This is a genomic window from Pseudoduganella sp. R-31 (assembly GCF_049913235.1).
In the GTDB taxonomy this organism is placed as follows: Bacteria; Pseudomonadota; Gammaproteobacteria; order Burkholderiales; family Burkholderiaceae_D; genus Rugamonas.
In genome coordinates this window covers 3,845,142-3,859,685 of record NZ_CP183986.1, presented here as the reverse complement: position 1 = coordinate 3,859,685, position 14,544 = coordinate 3,845,142, and the positions used below count along the sequence as shown (strand labels likewise).

The window sequence follows — 14,544 nt, the reverse complement described above, 5'->3', positions numbered from 1 at the left end:
CTGAATTCTATCAGGGCTCTACGGAATGTGCCCGCTTCAGGCAGCGCAACACGAAAGTCGAGCGGCTGTGGCGGATGCCGGGCAGTTTATACAATTTCCGGCGCAGGAATTCTTCGTAGCCCGCGGTGCCGGCCACCGCGACCTTGATCAGGTAGTCGTATTCGCCCGTCAGCAGGTAGGCTTCCATCACTTCCGGAAGGTCGGCCAGCGCCAGGCCGAATTTGTGCAGCATGTCGTCGTCATGGCGATCCAGGGTGACCTCGATGATGACGGTGTCCGGCAGGCCGAGTGCCTGCTGGTTGAGCAGCGCAGTGTACCCTTCAATGACGCCGCGCTCCTCCATGGCTTTGACGCGGTTCCAGCAAGGCGTGGTGGACAGGCCCACGGTTTCGGCCAGCCTGGTGTTGCTTAAACGTCCATCCCGCCGAAGTTCTCGCAGGATTTTGCGGTCCATCTCATCAAGGTGTTCCATGAATTTGTTGAAATGAAGAAGATTCTTCTATTTTACATGGAAAACGAGGCAAACTTCAGATGCCTATTCCGGCGCGCCAGCCGGATAATCTTCCACATGAATACCGAACAGAGAACTTTCCGCTTGCGCCTCGACCGTTGCTCCGCCATGGATGCTGCGGAGGCTGTGCTGGCGACCCTGCGCCGCGGCGGTGTCCAGCTCCATGCGATGCGCATGGCGCCGGGCGTGCACGGCATGAACCTTGACCTGGATGTGGCAGCCGAGGGCGAAGATGCCCTCGTGCTGGCCCGGATGCGCCTGTGTAACCTGATCGGCGTGTTGAAGATTCGCGTGCAGTCGCGCGCTTACGCCCCGATATAGGCGTACTTGAAACTGAAGACGATGGCGATCACCCACACGATCGGCTTCACTTCGCGGTAGCGGCCGGTCAGCAGCTTGAGGGCTGCATAGGTGATGAAGCCGAAGGCGATGCCGTGCGCGATCGAATAGGTGAAGGGGATCAGCAAGGCGGTAATCGCTGCCGGTATGCACTCGGTGGTTTCGTTCCAGTCGAAGTCGCCGAGGTCGCGCAGCATCAGGCAGGCAACGAACAGCAGCGCGGGCGCGGTCGCATAAGGCGGCACCACGCCAGCCAGCGGGGCAATGAACAACGCCGCCAGGAACAGCAGCGCGACCACCAGCGCAGTCAGCCCCGTGCGGCCGCCCGCTTGCACGCCCGAGGCGCTTTCCAGGTAGGCGGTGGTGCTGGAAGTGCCGAGCACGGAGCCTGCCACAATGGCGGTGCTGTCGGCTAGCAGGGCCTTGTTCAGGCGCTCCATCTTGCCGCTGACCAGCAGGCCGGCGCGGCTGGCGACACCCATCAGGGTGCCGGTGGCATCGAACAGTTCGACCAGGAAGAACACCAGGACCACGTTCAACACGCCCACGCCCAGCGCGCCGGGAACGTCCAGCTTGAGGAAAGTCGCGTCCAGCGATGGCGGCGCCGAGAAAACGCCATGGAACTGGTTCCCGGCAAAGAAGAAGCTCAACACGGTGACGGTCATGATGCCGATCAGGATTGCCCCTTTGACTTTCAGCCGGTCCAGCGTGACGATCAGCAGGAAGCCGACGACGGCCAGCAGTGCTGGCGGTTTGTGCAGGTCGCCCACCGTAACCATCGTGTTAGGGTTGGCCATGACGATGCCGGCGCTCTTCAGCGCGATCAGGCCGAGGAACAGGCCCAGGCCCACGGTGATCGCAATGCGCAGCGAGCGGGGGATGCCGTTGACAATGGCTTCCCGCAGCCCAAGCAGGCTGACAATCAGGAACAGGCAGCCGGAAATGAAGACAGCACCCAGTGCGACCGGCCATTTGATGCCCATGCCGAGCACCACGGCGTAGGCGAAGTAGGCGTTCAGGCCCATGCCGGGCGCCATGCCGATCGGGTAGTTGGCGTACAAGGCCATGATCGCCGTGCCCAGGGCTGCGGCGAGGCAGGTGGCGACGAAGACTGCTTCTTTCGGCAAGCCGGCGTCGCCGAGGATGGCGGGGTTGACGAAGATGATGTACGCCATGGTCAGGAAGGTGGTGATCCCTGCCACCACTTCCGTTCGCACATCGCTGCCGGCTTCCTTGAGTTTGAATAGTTTTTCTACGATCGACACAACGCTGCTCCCCGGTTTTGACTATCGGGGAGCATACCACTACGGCAAGTCCAGCGCGCGGGCGATATCGTCCCATGCAACATACTTGAAGTTCTGGGCACCGTCCGGCAGGCGCTTGTAACCGTCCTGTACCACCAGCATGCCGCGCGTAAAGCGGCCGCCCAGGTTGGCGGAGGTGACGTCCAGGCCGTCTGTCTCGGAAGCGCCGTCAATGCCGGCTTCGGGGTTGATGCCGATGCGGAAGCTGCCGCGGATGCGGTGCGGAGCGGCGGCATCGGCCACCACATAGCTGTTGCTGCCCTGGCTGGAAACCACCAGGTAGCTGGCGTTGGCACCGTGATAGATGGCCATCCCTTCGACGTCGGCACGCAGCGGGCCGCCCACCGGCAGGATCATTTGCGGTTTGGCTTTGGCATCGGCGCGGGCGTCGATGGACCACACGCCCCGTTTCTCTTCGCCTGCAAACAGGCGGCCATTGCGGTCGTCGGCCACGCAGCCTTCCGGTTGGGTAGGCAGCTTGAAACGGCGCACCTCGGTGGCCGTGAAGGCCCCGGCTTGACGGCCGATTCGGTATTGCAGGTAGCTGCCGTCCTTGTCGTTGACGAACGCTTCCAGGCCGCCGCTTGCCGGCTGATACAGGCAGATGCCGTAAATGCGCTCCAGCGGCGTAGGGAAGCGGGCCGCTTCCGCCACCGTGCCGGCGCTGTCGATGGTGTACAGAACCAGCGCGTTTTCATCGCGCTGCGTGGCGGCGGCGAGATCATAGCGTTGACCATCGAGCATGACGTCCTGGCGCAGGTCGACGTTGTTCAGGCGGCCCGATTCGAGCAGCTGCAACTGCCGGCCGTAAAGGTCGTAGACGTGCAGGCCCTGTTTCTTGTTCGTGCCCAGCACGCGGGCGACGCCCGGATGTTGGTGGTCGATCCAGATTGCCGGGTCGTCGGCAGCGTCGCCCAGGCGCGGCATGCTTTCGGTCTGCACCCGCGGTTGCATGATAACGGCTGGCGGCAAGCTGCCCTGCAGCGCGATTGTGCGGCGGGGCTTGCCGTTTCGGTCGAGGAGGGTGACGCCTCCAGGGGATACGGCCAGGCGATATGTCGCATGCTCGGTGGCTTTGGCAGCGTTGCGCGTGCTGTCGCATGGCGCTGTGTTGATGGCGAGCGCGCGGCGGCCTGGCGGGGCTTCGGCGTCGGCGTTGTAGGACCAGACGCCGAGGTCTTTCTCGGCGACTACCAGGCTGGCGCTGGCGTCGTGAACCAGGCATTGCTCGCTGTGCGGCGGCAGCGCGAGCCTGCGCACCAGCTGTGGACGGCCGTGCAGCAGCCATTGCTCCGCCTGGCCGTCCTTGCCGGCGAGGAAGGCGTAGAGCAGGCCCTGGGCATCGCGGTAAAGGCAGGCTGCTTCCGGCGCGATCGCGGCGCCGTCGAGAATGGCGGCGGTAGTCAGGGTCCCCGCGGCCGTATCCACTGATACCGCCATGGCGCGTTCGGTGTTGGCGTCGACGACCAGGGCGGTGCCGTTGCGATAGTCCAGATGGCGGCCGCGCAGCGCGATCGTGGCACGTTCGGCGCCGTCCGCAGCGCGCAGGTGCAGGCCTTGTTTGTCGAGTGCGAGCACAGCTCCGCCGGGCAGGGCGACGGTTTCGGCAGCACTTGCCGGCAAGGCGCAGGCCAGCAGGAAAGGAAGCAAGGACAGGCGGCGCATCAGAACACGCTCGCTTTCAGGCCCAGTTTATAGGTACGGCCATATTGCTCGAATTGCGCGTTATGTGCCTTCACTCCCTGGTAGACGTAGTACTTCTCGTCGTTCAGGTTGGCGACGTCAAAGCTCAGCTGGACGCCTTTGGACAACTGCCAGGACAAGGAAAAGTCGACCTGCTTCTGCGTATCGACAATGCGGTCCTGGCTGCTGTTAAGAATATCCGAGCCCAGTTCCAGCAGGTAGGGCGACTTGTAGTTCAAGGCGATGCGGGTACTGACTGGTCCGGCCTCGTAGCCGAGCATCAGGTTCATGACGCGATCGGACTGGCCCGGCATGGGGATGCGGCGGGCGGCCATGCCGCCGGCCTTGGCGTCAAAACGTGCGATATTGGCGCGCGAATCGGTCAAGGCGCCATTGACGCCAACCAGCAAGCCGTTGAAGGGCGGCGGCAGCATGCGCAGCGGCCGCTGCCAGGACAATTCGATGCCCTTCACCGTGGCCGTGTCGCCGTTGGCATAGGTGGTGGCGCTGGTGTAGCCGGTCCACAGCCCGCTGCCGGCCAGATTGGTTGTGTAGGTGAAGTCCTTGATGTCCTTGTAGAACAGGTAGGCGGACAGCGCACCGTCGTTGCCGATCACGCGTTCAACACCAAGGTCGAGATTGTGCGATTTGAGCGGATTCAGGTCGGGATTGCCGATGGTGGCTTCGGTGGCGCTGGCCAGCGCAATCCCTGGGGCCAATTGGCTGAAGTTGGCCCGGACCACGGAATTGGTCCAGGCGGCGCGCAAACTGGTGTCGCGGTCGAGGTCATAGCGCAGTTGCAGCGATGGCAGCCAGTTGGTGTTGGAGCGGCTGCCTTGCAGCGGCGTGACGCTGCTTCCGTTGGCGCGCACGCCAGCTGCGTCGAAGGCCGTATGTTCGGCGCGCACGCCGGCCAGCAGGCGCCAGTCGCCTTGCGTCAGGGTGTCCTGGAAGTAGGCGGAATCAATGTCTTCATTCAGGGTGAAGTCGTTGATGGCTGATTCGGTGGCGAGGCGCGCTGCGTTGCGGTCCAGCCCCGCGACGCGGGCGCGGATGGCGGCCGGGTTTAGCGCCGCGCCAACCAGGCTAAACGGATAATCCAGCTGGTAGTCCTGGACGAACGACGCCATGGAAAGGGTGCCGGGTACCGACTTGCTGCCGTAGCTCCACTGGTTCGTGTCGTTGGTTTTTTCGCGGCGGCTGGCCTTGGCGCCGAACTTCATGTTGGAACGCATCTCGCCCAGCGCAAATTCGTGGCCGAGGTCGAACTTGACATGATGCTCCGCGTCTTTCGAGTAGCGTTGTTGCAAGGTGATCGCGTTCAGGCTGTAGCTGGCGGGGTCGAAAGCCGTTGCCGGGGCCTTCAGCGTTGGGCGCTCGCTGTTGGTAAAGCTGATGTCCTTGAAATTGGCTGTGCCGCGGAAGCGGCCATCGTTCAGCGCTTCCGGCGTGTCTTCGTCGGCTGTGCTGCGGCCGGCCTGCAGGTCAAGCTGCCAGGCGCCGAATTTTTGCTGGTTGCCGAAGACGGCCGACTGGATTTCCTGGGTATATTTGCGCTGGCGGATGCGGCGCTCCAGGCGGCCACTGGCGGGCACGCCTTCAGTCAGGGCGCCGCCGCTGACGTTGCTGATCGTGAGACGGTCGCGTACTTCGTCGTCGCTGAAGCGGCTCAGGAAGCTGCGCAGGAACCAGCTGTTGCCCGCCGTCGGGCGGAAGTCCAGGTTCAGCGCGGCGGCACGGCGCTCGCGCACCGGCAGGTAATCGCGCAGCTCGAAGCCCGACAGGCGCTCGCCATCCCACGCACCGCCCGTTTCCAGGTTGTCGGAACCGAACTTGCGCTTTTCGCCGCTCAAGCCCACCGCCACGCCGAACTTGCCATCGCCAAAGCGGCTGGCCCACAGCATGCCGGCGCTGGGGCTGTTGTTGCCGGTGTTCTGGTCGTGGGAGGCTGCCGCGTTCACCGTCAGCAGCGAGCCAGGCAGGTCGAAGGCGGACAGCGTCTTCACTTCGACGGTACCGCCAAGCGAGCTGGCCTCCTGTTCCGGCGTCAGGGTCTTGCTGACTTCCAGTGAGCGAATAAGTCCCGACGGCAGCACGTCGAGCGCTACGGCGCGGCGACTGGCTTCCGGGGACGGCGCCAGGGCGCCATTGATGGCGACGGCATTCAGGTCCGGCCCCAAGCCGCGCACGGTGATGTAGCGGCCTTCGCCCTGGTCGCGCTGCACCGAAACGCCGGGCAGGCGTGCCAGCGCCTCGGCGGCGTTCTTGTCGGGAAGGTTGCCGATGTCGTCGCTGCTCAAAACGTTGATGATATTGTCGGCCTTGTCTTGCGCGGCGATGGATCTGGCCAATACGGCGCGCTGGCCGGTAATGACAACGCTGGCGCCGGCCAGGGAAGCGTCCGCGCCATCGGAGGCGGTGGCATTGGACAGGGCAAGCACGCCGGCGGCGAGGGCGGTCAATCGGGTTTTCATGTGCATTCAGTCGGAGTGGAGAATGCAGCGGATTATGTGAAGGGCGGATGACAAGCTGGTTACGCGGCAGTGAGCTGAAATGACCCTGCGCTTGTCATGCGCCTGTCACAAGGCGTGGCTAAGCTGCGCGGTTATGCTGAAACTCCATCGACATTCCCTGCTGGCCGCGGCAATGGCCGTGATCGCATGCCTGCTGCTGTATGCCAGCGCGGGCCAGACCAAGCCTTTCAGCGCCTGGCGCTGGATGGACATCATTGCCGAAGGCGGCATGGCGGCCATGGCAGGACTCTGGTTCGTGATGACCTTGAGCAGCAGGCCGGGCGGCCTGGTCACGCGCCTGCTGGCCGGCGGGCTCGCGGCGATCATGCTGGGCTCCTGGGCCGACTGCCTTGACGAATTCTTTCGCATCAACAAGGCTGCGGCCTGGGATAACTGGCTTGAAGCCCTGGTGCCATTCGGCATGCTGGTGCTGACGGCTGGCATCTACTACTGGCGCCACGAGCAGTTCATGCTGAACGACCACCTGGCCAAGCGCGAGCGCCTGTTCCGCCAGCACCGCGCCTTCGACCGGGTGACGCAACTGGCGGATGCGGCCTATTTGAGGCAGCAGATCCGGCTCGAACAAGAGCGCGATCCGTCCGGCCAGTGCGCACTGGTCCTGCTGGATATCGACGGCTTCCACCGCATCAACCGCGAACACGGGCCGCGCGAAGGCGACCGTGTGCTGCAAGCGGTCGGGCATATGCTGCTGCTTAACCTGCGCAATGAAGACCTGTTGTGCCGCTATGCAGGCGATCGCTTTGCGCTGCTGTTGCCGGGCACCGGCGATGCCGAGGCGCGAGACGTGGCGCGGCACTTGTGCGGCATGGTGGCGATGATGCGCCATCATGGGCCGCAAGGCCCGCTGCAGGTCAGCCTGCGTTTTGCCAGCGAACCGGCGCAGGGCGAGGCGGATGCTTTGCTGGCGCGCCTGTCGGCTGCGATCGACGGCCCTGGCCGGACCTTGCCGCAAGCGATGCCTGCGCTGTGATGCGCTACTCGCTGCCAGGGGAGGCGACCATTCCCGCGCGCGGCTTGCCCTGGCATTTTCTCGACTACGCCCTGCAACAGGAGGTACAGCCGGCTGCGATTGCACGCGGTACGGGAATGCCTGGAGACGGCGGCCCGCCCTTGCCGGGAGCGCTGGTCAGCCCGCAGCAATGCCTGCAACTGCTCGCGAATGTACTGCGCGCGCTGGATAGCGCGGATACCAGCTTCATGCTCGGCCAGCATTTGCTGCCGGGTACAGAGCCCGCGCTATCGGGCGCTTTGCGGCGCGCGGCGTCGCTGCAGCAGGCGCTGGACATCCTGTGCCAGTGGCCGTCGCGCCTGTTGCCCTTGTTGCGTCCACGCCTGCACGTCGCCGGCGGCCAGATGGTGCTGTACTGGGTTGACAGCCAGGGCGCACCGGGCCTGCGCGCGGCCCTGGTGGAAATGCACATGACGGCCGTGGTCTCGCTGGCGCGCTGGCTGGGCGGACGCCGCCTGCCGTGGCGGTTTTGTTTCAACCGCGCCCGTCCACGCCACGTCGAGCAGCATGAGGTGCACCTTGGCGGCGAACTGCGTTTCGATTGCCAGCTGGATGCGATGCTGCTGGATGCTGCCTCGCTGGCGCAGGCTTGGCCGGAGGCGGACCCCGGTGCCTGTGCCGCCTCGCTGGCCGCTGCTAGCGCGCTGGACGCCACACCCAGCCTGACCGATGCCCTGTACGATTACCTGCTGGCAGAGATTCGCCGCAACCCGACGCTGGAGGGGGCCAGCGCGGCCTTCGGCGTCAGCCCGGCCACCCTGAAGCGCCACCTTGCGCGCTACGGAACCCATTTCGTTGCGGAGCTGGACCAGGTGCGCACCCATGTGGCGCTGTACCTGTTCCAGTCGCGGCACGCCGGCAATGAAGCGGTGGCGGACTACCTCGGCTTTCACGATGCGGCGAATTTCCGGCGCTCGTTCAAGCGCTGGACCGGACTGACGCCGGCCTTGCTGCGGGCTTCGCTGGCGTCCTAGGCCAGTGCGAACAGCTGGGAATAGATGCGGGCCGCCATCAGGCCCAATGGCTGGTGGTGGACGGCGGGCCCCATATGGCGGGCCAGCAGGTTCATTGCCTCGCCTTTCCCGCTGCAGGCTGCGATCTGGGCTTCCAGCAGGCCCAGGTCGCTGGTGATGGTTTCCCATGCGTGTTCATCGCCATCGAAACGGTGGCGCAGGATGGGGCGCGCTTCATCTGGCGCTGGCGCCGCTTCGGCCGCTTGCCCAGCGTTAGCGGCCGGCGCGGCAAAGATGGCGGCGCTGCTGTTGGCCACAGGCGGGTCTTGCGGCGCGCCGTCTTCGGGCGTGGCAGGCAGGGTTTGCAGGCCGATGCGCCCCAGGGCGTAGCCCAGCTCCACCTGCTGGAGGAATTGCGGCGCGGTCTCCGGCGCCTGGCCCAGCATGGCGCGCAAGACGTTCAGGACGAGCGTGTCGGAAGGCGGCGGCGACGGCAGGGCGATGCCTAGTTCTGCCAGCTCCTGCAGGATCGACGGCTGGGCGGCGGGCTGGTCGGCGACCGCCAGCTGGTAGCCCAGCAGCTCGGGAAGACAGCGCTCGCCGGCACTGGCGAGGGCCAGGCGGATGGCGCCTTGCACAAAGCCACTGTCCTCCAGGTCCTGCCAGGTGCTGCAGGCCTGCACTGCGAGCACTTGTCGCACCTGCGCAACATGGTTGGCGGCCGGCACGCCTTTGCCAAGGTAATCGAGGTAGAGCTTGACCAGCGGCATATAGGCCGGCTGGCGCCAATGGTCGAGCACACCATGCAGCCAGGCGCCTTCGACCAGCAAGCCGGGCGCCTGCACGCACAGGAACCGGCGCGCCTGGGCCAGCGTGGCGAAATGGCGGCGCGGGCCGCCTTGCTGCCGTCCTTGCTGGTACTGCCGGAATTCTTCCGCGCGGTTGCGGCTGCGCAGCTCCAGCCACTCTTCCAGCTCTTGCAGGCCGCCGCTCCAGGCGGGCGGCAGGGCCGCTGCCTCCGCCAGGCGACGCTGCAGGTAGGCCGTCGCAGCGGCACGGTCGGGCGCTTCGCGCAGCAGCAGGTACAGCTGCTGCGAGGGACCGCTCGTTGCGGCCTGGGGGCTACGGCTGAGTGGAAGTGTGGTCATCATGTCAACCAGTATCCAAGTGCAAGGCAGTGTTTCCTAGCAGAGAGAAGCGCGCCGCCATGTCGGACCAGTCTTACACCGTCGTGTAAAATCGGCCGCGATTGGCAAAACACAGGATCGCACATGCTTGACGCAATGTCGATGGACCAGCTGCGCACATTCATCGCGGCGGCCGAAGCGGGGAGTTTTTCCGCGGCAGGACGCAAGCTGCGACGGGCGCAATCGGTGGTCAGCCAGACCCTCGCCAATCTCGAAATGCAAGTGGGCTTTGCCCTGTTCGACCGCAGCGGCCGCTATCCCCGCTTGACCGAGCAGGGCCGTGCCTTGCTGGATGCGGCGCGGGCTGCCGCCAGCAGCATGGATGGCTTCAAGGCCAAGGCGCGCACGCTGGCCGAGGGACTGGAGGCGGAGCTGTCGGTCGCGGTCGACGTGATGTTTCCGATCGCGCGCCTGACCGCGGCGGTAGGGCGCTTTCACCGGGAATTCCCGGGCACGCCGCTGCGGCTGGACGTCGAAGCGTTGGGTGCCGTGGTGCAGCCCCTGCTCGAGCGGCGCTGCCGGCTGGCAGTCGTCGGTTCCTATCCCGACGTGCCGCCGGAGTGCGACACGGATTTCCTGTTCGAGGTGCCGGTGGTGGTAGTGGCCGCGGCCGGCCATCCGCTCGCCGCCTTGCCGGCGCCGATTGCGCGCAGCGAGGCGGCGCGCCATGTGCAATTGATCCTGAGCGATCGCTCGGCGCTGACCGCGGGGCGCCAGTTCGGCGTTGTCAACCCGCAGGGCTGGCGCCTGGCCGACCTCGGCGCCAAGCATGCCTTCCTGCGCGCGGGCCTGGGCTGGGGCGGCATGCCACGCCATATGGTGGAAGACGAATTGGCCAGCGGCGCGCTGGTCGAATTGTCGCTGGAAGCGAGCCCGGTGCTGGGCCATGCCTTTTCGATGTATGCGTGCTGGCGCAAGGATGCGCCGCCAGGTCCGGCGGGGCGCCGCTTCATCGCGCTGCTGCGCGAAGCCTAAGGCGGCGAAACGGCGGCTTCGGGCAGCCCGCGGCCGTTGTCGATGGTGAAGCCGTTGCGGCCGCGCCGCTTGGTGTCGTACAGGGCCATGTCGGCTCGCCCGATCAGGCCTCCCGCAGTTTCGGTGCCGCCGGCATACAGCGCGATGCCGATGCTGGTGGTTACGCGCAACGGGGCGCCCAGCACGGTGAAGTCGGGCGCCACCGCCGCCATGACTTTCTCGGCCAGCAGCCGCACTTCGTCCGCATGGCGGATATTTTCGAACACGATCACGAATTCGTCGCCTGCCAGGCGGGCGGCGGTATCGGTGGTGCGCACGCTGCCCGACAGGCGCAGCGCGAACTCCTTCAGCACTTCGTCGCCGCCGGCATGCCCCAGGCTGTCGTTGATATGCTTGAAGTTGTCGATGTCGAGGTAGGCCAGCGCCATCTGGCTGTCCTGGCGGCGTACGCGCTCGATGGCCTGGTCCAGCACATCTTCGAACTGGCGCCGGTTGGGAATGCCGGTCAGCGGGTCGCGCCGCGCCTGGCGCAGCAGTTCCGCTTCCACCTCGCGGCTGCGGGTGACGTCGGTGGTCAGGGCGTAGACGAAGGGTACGCTGCCATCCTTGCGCACATCGGGCACGAAAGTGGTTTCCAGCACGCGCGGCTCGCCATGCAGGCGGGCAGTCGATTCGTATTCCGTCACTTCGCCGCCGAAGGCGCGGTCCAGCCAGGGACGGGCTTGCTGGTAAGCCTCTTCGCCGCTCACGCTGGACATGGGGCGGCCGGGCAGGGTATCGGGATCGGTGTCCAGCCAGCGCCGATAAGTGGCGTTGCCAAATTGCAGGACATGCTCGCGGTCGATGGCGCTGATCATCACCGGCAAGTGGTCGGCGATCAGGCGCAGGCGCTTTTCGCTGGCGGCCTGCGCCAGTTCGGCAGTCTTGCGTTCCGTAATGTCGGTGCACATCATATAGAAGCCGGGCACGCTGCCATCGGGCGCCAGGTCCGGCACCAGCTCGGTCATCAGGTGCAGGTGGCGTTCCAGTTCCTCGCCGGGGCGCTCGACGTGGATGCGGCGGCCGGCCAGCACGATCTCGAAGCAGTCCTTCCAGCGCTCGAAGGGTTCGGCCCCGAATACTTCGTCGAAACGCTTGCCGACCATGGCGCGCGGATCGATGCCGAGCAGGAACTGATAATGTTCGTTGGTGAAGCGGAAGCGCAGCTCGCGATCGATGTAGGCCACCAGGGCCGGGATATTGTCGGCGATCACGCGCGCGCGCTTTTCGCTTTCAGCCAGCCGCTCCTGCGCCGCCTGGCGTTCGGCCGTCAATTCATACAGCGCTTCGCTGAGCTCCCCGATCTCATCCTTGCCGCCGCTGCGCAGCAGGCTGATATCGCCGCCGCGGTGGCGGATGGCATGCAGGTTGGCGCGCAGCCTTTGCAGCGGCGACAGCAGTCCCTTGATCATCAGCCAGCTCAGGACCCCGGCCACGGCGGCAAAGGCGCTTGCCGCCAGCGCGGCCTGTTGCCGCATGCTGATCATGGGGGCGAACGCTTCGGCAGTCGGATAGCGCGCCGCCACGATCCAGTTGGTAGAGTTCAGGCGCTTGTACGAATAGATGCCGTCGACGCCGTCCTTGTTGGTCGCTTCCATCCAGCCTTCGAAGCCGTCGAGGGCGCGCTGGGTGCCAAGGTTGAGGCCGGGCCGTGCATTGATATGCTCGAGCAGGCGCGCCTTGTTGGGATGGTTGACCAGCAGCCCTTCGGTGGTCATGATGAACATGAAGCCGGTCTTGCCCGGCTTCATGGCATTGAAATGATGGAAGAAGTCGGAGTTCAGCAAGTCGATGCTGCCCACCAGGACCACCTGCACGTCGCCGCCGCTATCGACGATGGGATGGGTCAGCACGACCACTGGCAAGCTGGACACGCGTCCGCGCAGGGGCGGTGATATGATGGCCCGCTTTTGCGCCAGGGTCTGGGTGAAGTAGGAGCGGTCGGCAACATTGGGATTGTCTTGCTGCGGCGCCCGCAGGCTGGTCAGGAACCGGCCGCTGCTGTCGAAGGCAGCCACGTTGGCAAATTCGGCCGAGGCCGCTGCGTGGCGTTCGATCGCGGCTTGGATGGCGGCCGGCGTGCGCTGGGCGGCCGGGATGGCGTCGGCAATCGAGGCCAGCAGCAAGCGCTTGGTGGTCAGTTGTTCGTCGATGTGCGCGGCGGCCACCGAGAGGAGGCTGAACTGTTGCTGGCCGATCACGCTTTTCATGTCCCGTTCCGACAGCGACAGGGCCAGCCAGGTCACGATGGTCGTCGCCGCAAGCACGAACAAGATGACCACGCAGGTCATGCGCGCGCGCAAGCTCTGTGGTAGCAGTCGGTGGAGGGCCATGGCTTAGTATTGCACACCTGTTTGCGAGTGTGTTCTAAAATCCAAGGCACGGCCTTGATTGGAAATAATGTGAAAAATGCAATGACACTTGGCTGGGTGAACTGAGAATGGCTCACTTCCACCTGGCTTGGGAATTAGGCGGGGATCCCGCCCATGCGGGACGCTTGCGGGTCATTGCGCAAGCCCTGCTGGCACGCGGCCATGCCGTCAGCCTGTCGGTACGCGACCTGGGCCAGGCGCGCCGCCTGCTGGGCGCGCTCAACGTGACGATGCTGCAGGCGCCCCTGTGGCTGCACGGCGCCGGGCAGCATGCGGCCAGCCTGGCTGAAATCATGCTCGCTTCCGGCTATCGCGAGGCGCAGTCGCTCGACGCACTGGTGCGCGGCTGGCGCTCCGCACTGCAGTTGCTGAAGCCGGACGTGGTGGTGGCGGAATTCGCCCCCACCGCCTTGCTGGCGGCGCGCACGCTGGATATTCCGTCGGCCGCGATCGGCGCCGGCTTTACCCTGCCGCCGCCCGGCCAGCCCTTGCCCAACTTTCGCCCATGGGAAGCGATGGACTTGCAGCGCCTGGCCACGGCCGAACTGCATACCCTCAAGATCATGAACACCGTGCTGGTGCACCACGGCGGCGTGCCTTATGTGCAGGCGGCCGACGCGCTGCTGGGGCGCCAGCATTTCCTGTGCGCCTGGCCCGAGCTGGACCACTACGGCCGCCCGGCGGAGCGCGAGCAATGGTACGGTCCGGCCTTCGTGGCGCCCAGCGGCGAAGCGCCGCAGTGGCCGCCCGGCCACGGCCACAAGGTGTTCGTCTACCTGCGCCAGGAACATCCGGCCCACGCCGCCGTGCTGCACGCGCTGGTCATGGAAGGTTGCCGGGTGCTGTGCTACCAGCCGGAAGTCGCTGCCGGCGCGGTGCCGCCAGTGCATGCCACCAGCCTGGCGTATGCGCGCGGGCCGGTCGACCTGGCGGCAGCGCTGGCCGAGGCGCGCATCTGCGTCAGCCAGGCAGGCGAGGGCACCATTGCCCATTCCGTGCTGGCGGCGGTGCCCATGCTGCTGCTGCCGACCCAGCTCGAACGCTACCTGCTGGCGGCGCGCCTGGAGCAGGCCGGGGTGGCGGTCAATGGTGGGCGCTTGCCGGGCACGGTAGACTGGCGCGGCGTGGTGCGCAGCTTGCTGATGGATGGGCGTACCCTGATGGCGGCGCGCGGCGTGGCCAACCGCTACGCCGGCTTTACGCCGGCGCAGATGGCCGACCGCCTCGCTGCCCGCCTGGAGTTGCTGGCAACGAACGCCTAATGGCTTGTAGGCGGCCGGCGCTGTTTGCAGTACTGGCGCCAGGCCAGTTCTTCCAGGGCTGCGACGGCGTCGCGCAGGCCGTCGAAGCGGGCATCGGTAAAACTGCGGGCAAAGCGTTCGTGGAATTCCGCCCGCTCCAGTTCCGCGGCGCTCTGCTTGCGTAACTGCTCCATCGTGATCTCCATGACTTGCGTCCAGTTTGGCATCTGGCAATGATCGCGTCTGTGCGGCAGCGAACTTTGACATCCGGCCGCGCTTGCCATTTAAATAAGCCCTACTATCTTCCTGGCAATTCTTCTTGGGGAAACGTTGCGATTTGCGCCACAAGTCAGTACACTCGATTTAATTCACGGCAACCATTTAGTTCCGACAAAAA

At 65.6% G+C, this 14,544-nt stretch carries 12 protein-coding genes; 5 read left to right on the top strand and 7 right to left on the bottom strand.

The features are described from left to right. Window positions 1–10 precede the first annotated feature (10 nt). On the bottom strand, window positions 11–472 hold the full coding sequence (locus ACN9MY_RS17500; RefSeq protein WP_426161724.1) for an Lrp/AsnC family transcriptional regulator: 462 nt from the start codon (window positions 470–472) through the stop codon (window positions 11–13). Between the two features lie 96 nt (window positions 473–568). On the opposite strand from ACN9MY_RS17500, the gene ACN9MY_RS17495 reads away from it, so the two are divergent. After that, the gene (locus tag ACN9MY_RS17495; RefSeq protein ID WP_156401456.1) at window positions 569–832 is read left to right on the top strand and encodes a hypothetical protein; all 264 of its coding nucleotides are present in this window, start codon (window positions 569–571) and stop codon (window positions 830–832) included. Here the strand turns inward: ACN9MY_RS17495 and ACN9MY_RS17490 are convergent. Genes ACN9MY_RS17490 through ACN9MY_RS17480 form a run of 3 tightly spaced genes read right to left on the bottom strand, consistent with a single transcriptional unit; the run spans window position 817 to window position 6,311 of the window. After that, window positions 817–2,115 (bottom strand): NCS2 family permease, encoded by a 1,299-nt coding sequence (locus ACN9MY_RS17490; RefSeq protein ID WP_426335866.1) that lies wholly within the window; start codon window positions 2,113–2,115, stop codon window positions 817–819. The genes ACN9MY_RS17495 and ACN9MY_RS17490 overlap by 16 nt on opposite strands. 39 nt (window positions 2,116–2,154) lie before the next feature. Continuing rightward, window positions 2,155–3,819 (bottom strand): phytase, encoded by a 1,665-nt coding sequence (locus ACN9MY_RS17485; protein ID WP_426335865.1) that lies wholly within the window; start codon window positions 3,817–3,819, stop codon window positions 2,155–2,157. After that, window positions 3,819–6,311, bottom strand: a complete 2,493-nt coding sequence (locus tag ACN9MY_RS17480) for a TonB-dependent receptor (protein WP_426335864.1) — start codon at window positions 6,309–6,311, stop codon at window positions 3,819–3,821. Before ACN9MY_RS17480 ends, ACN9MY_RS17485 begins: the two co-directional genes overlap by 1 nt. Window positions 6,312–6,444: 133 nt before the next feature. Between ACN9MY_RS17480 and ACN9MY_RS17475 the strand changes: the two genes are divergently transcribed. Both ACN9MY_RS17475 and ACN9MY_RS17470 read left to right on the top strand, forming a co-directional pair. Then, on the top strand, window positions 6,445–7,341 hold the full coding sequence (locus ACN9MY_RS17475; RefSeq protein ID WP_426318081.1) for a GGDEF domain-containing protein: 897 nt from the start codon (window positions 6,445–6,447) through the stop codon (window positions 7,339–7,341). Further along, the gene (locus ACN9MY_RS17470) at window positions 7,341–8,354 is read left to right on the top strand and encodes an AraC family transcriptional regulator ligand-binding domain-containing protein (protein ID WP_426318079.1); all 1,014 of its coding nucleotides are present in this window, start codon (window positions 7,341–7,343) and stop codon (window positions 8,352–8,354) included. The genes ACN9MY_RS17475 and ACN9MY_RS17470 overlap by 1 nt, the downstream gene beginning before the upstream one ends. On the opposite strand, the gene ACN9MY_RS17465 is transcribed toward ACN9MY_RS17470, so the two are convergent. Further along, the gene (locus ACN9MY_RS17465; RefSeq protein WP_426335863.1) at window positions 8,351–9,484 is read right to left on the bottom strand and encodes a hypothetical protein; all 1,134 of its coding nucleotides are present in this window, start codon (window positions 9,482–9,484) and stop codon (window positions 8,351–8,353) included. The two genes, ACN9MY_RS17470 and ACN9MY_RS17465, sit on opposite strands and share 4 nt — an antisense overlap. Before the next feature lie 120 nt (window positions 9,485–9,604). Between ACN9MY_RS17465 and ACN9MY_RS17460 the strand changes: the two genes are divergently transcribed. Beyond that, entirely contained in the window at window positions 9,605–10,495 is an 891-nt protein-coding gene (locus tag ACN9MY_RS17460; RefSeq protein ID WP_426335862.1) for a LysR family transcriptional regulator, read from the top strand. Here ACN9MY_RS17460 and ACN9MY_RS17455 read toward each other — a convergent pair. Then, the gene (locus ACN9MY_RS17455) at window positions 10,492–12,867 is read right to left on the bottom strand and encodes a diguanylate cyclase domain-containing protein (RefSeq protein ID WP_426335861.1); all 2,376 of its coding nucleotides are present in this window, start codon (window positions 12,865–12,867) and stop codon (window positions 10,492–10,494) included. The two genes, ACN9MY_RS17460 and ACN9MY_RS17455, sit on opposite strands and share 4 nt — an antisense overlap. 107 nt (window positions 12,868–12,974) lie before the next feature. On the opposite strand from ACN9MY_RS17455, the gene ACN9MY_RS17450 reads away from it, so the two are divergent. Further along, window positions 12,975–14,168, top strand: coding sequence for a hypothetical protein (locus ACN9MY_RS17450; RefSeq protein ID WP_426335860.1), 1,194 nt, complete (start codon window positions 12,975–12,977; stop codon window positions 14,166–14,168). On the opposite strand, the gene ACN9MY_RS17445 is transcribed toward ACN9MY_RS17450, so the two are convergent. Next, window positions 14,165–14,353 carry a hypothetical protein gene (locus ACN9MY_RS17445; protein WP_426335859.1) on the bottom strand — a complete coding sequence of 63 codons (189 nt, stop codon included), beginning with the start codon at window positions 14,351–14,353 and terminating at the stop codon, window positions 14,165–14,167. The genes ACN9MY_RS17450 and ACN9MY_RS17445 overlap by 4 nt on opposite strands. Window positions 14,354–14,544 lie beyond the last annotated feature (191 nt).

What these genes read in the sequence shown, in the direction of transcription:
- ACN9MY_RS17460 (WP_426335862.1), top strand. Translation starts at nt 9,605, where the DNA reads ATGCTTGACGCAATGTCGATGGACCAGCTGCGCACATTCATCGCGGCG.
- ACN9MY_RS17495 (WP_156401456.1), top strand. Translation starts at nt 569, where the DNA reads ATGAATACCGAACAGAGAACTTTCCGCTTGCGCCTCGACCGTTGCTCC.
- ACN9MY_RS17475 (WP_426318081.1), top strand. Translation starts at nt 6,445, where the DNA reads ATGCTGAAACTCCATCGACATTCCCTGCTGGCCGCGGCAATGGCCGTG.
- ACN9MY_RS17465 (WP_426335863.1), bottom strand. Translation starts at nt 9,484, where the DNA reads ATGATGACCACACTTCCACTCAGCCGTAGCCCCCAGGCCGCAACGAGC.
- ACN9MY_RS17455 (WP_426335861.1), bottom strand. Translation starts at nt 12,867, where the DNA reads ATGGCCCTCCACCGACTGCTACCACAGAGCTTGCGCGCGCGCATGACC.
- ACN9MY_RS17500 (WP_426161724.1), bottom strand. Translation starts at nt 472, where the DNA reads ATGGAACACCTTGATGAGATGGACCGCAAAATCCTGCGAGAACTTCGG.
- ACN9MY_RS17450 (WP_426335860.1), top strand. Translation starts at nt 12,975, where the DNA reads ATGGCTCACTTCCACCTGGCTTGGGAATTAGGCGGGGATCCCGCCCAT.
- ACN9MY_RS17485 (WP_426335865.1), bottom strand. Translation starts at nt 3,819, where the DNA reads ATGCGCCGCCTGTCCTTGCTTCCTTTCCTGCTGGCCTGCGCCTTGCCG.
- ACN9MY_RS17470 (WP_426318079.1), top strand. Translation starts at nt 7,341, where the DNA reads ATGCGCTACTCGCTGCCAGGGGAGGCGACCATTCCCGCGCGCGGCTTG.
- ACN9MY_RS17445 (WP_426335859.1), bottom strand. Translation starts at nt 14,353, where the DNA reads ATGGAGATCACGATGGAGCAGTTACGCAAGCAGAGCGCCGCGGAACTG.
- ACN9MY_RS17480 (WP_426335864.1), bottom strand. Translation starts at nt 6,311, where the DNA reads ATGAAAACCCGATTGACCGCCCTCGCCGCCGGCGTGCTTGCCCTGTCC.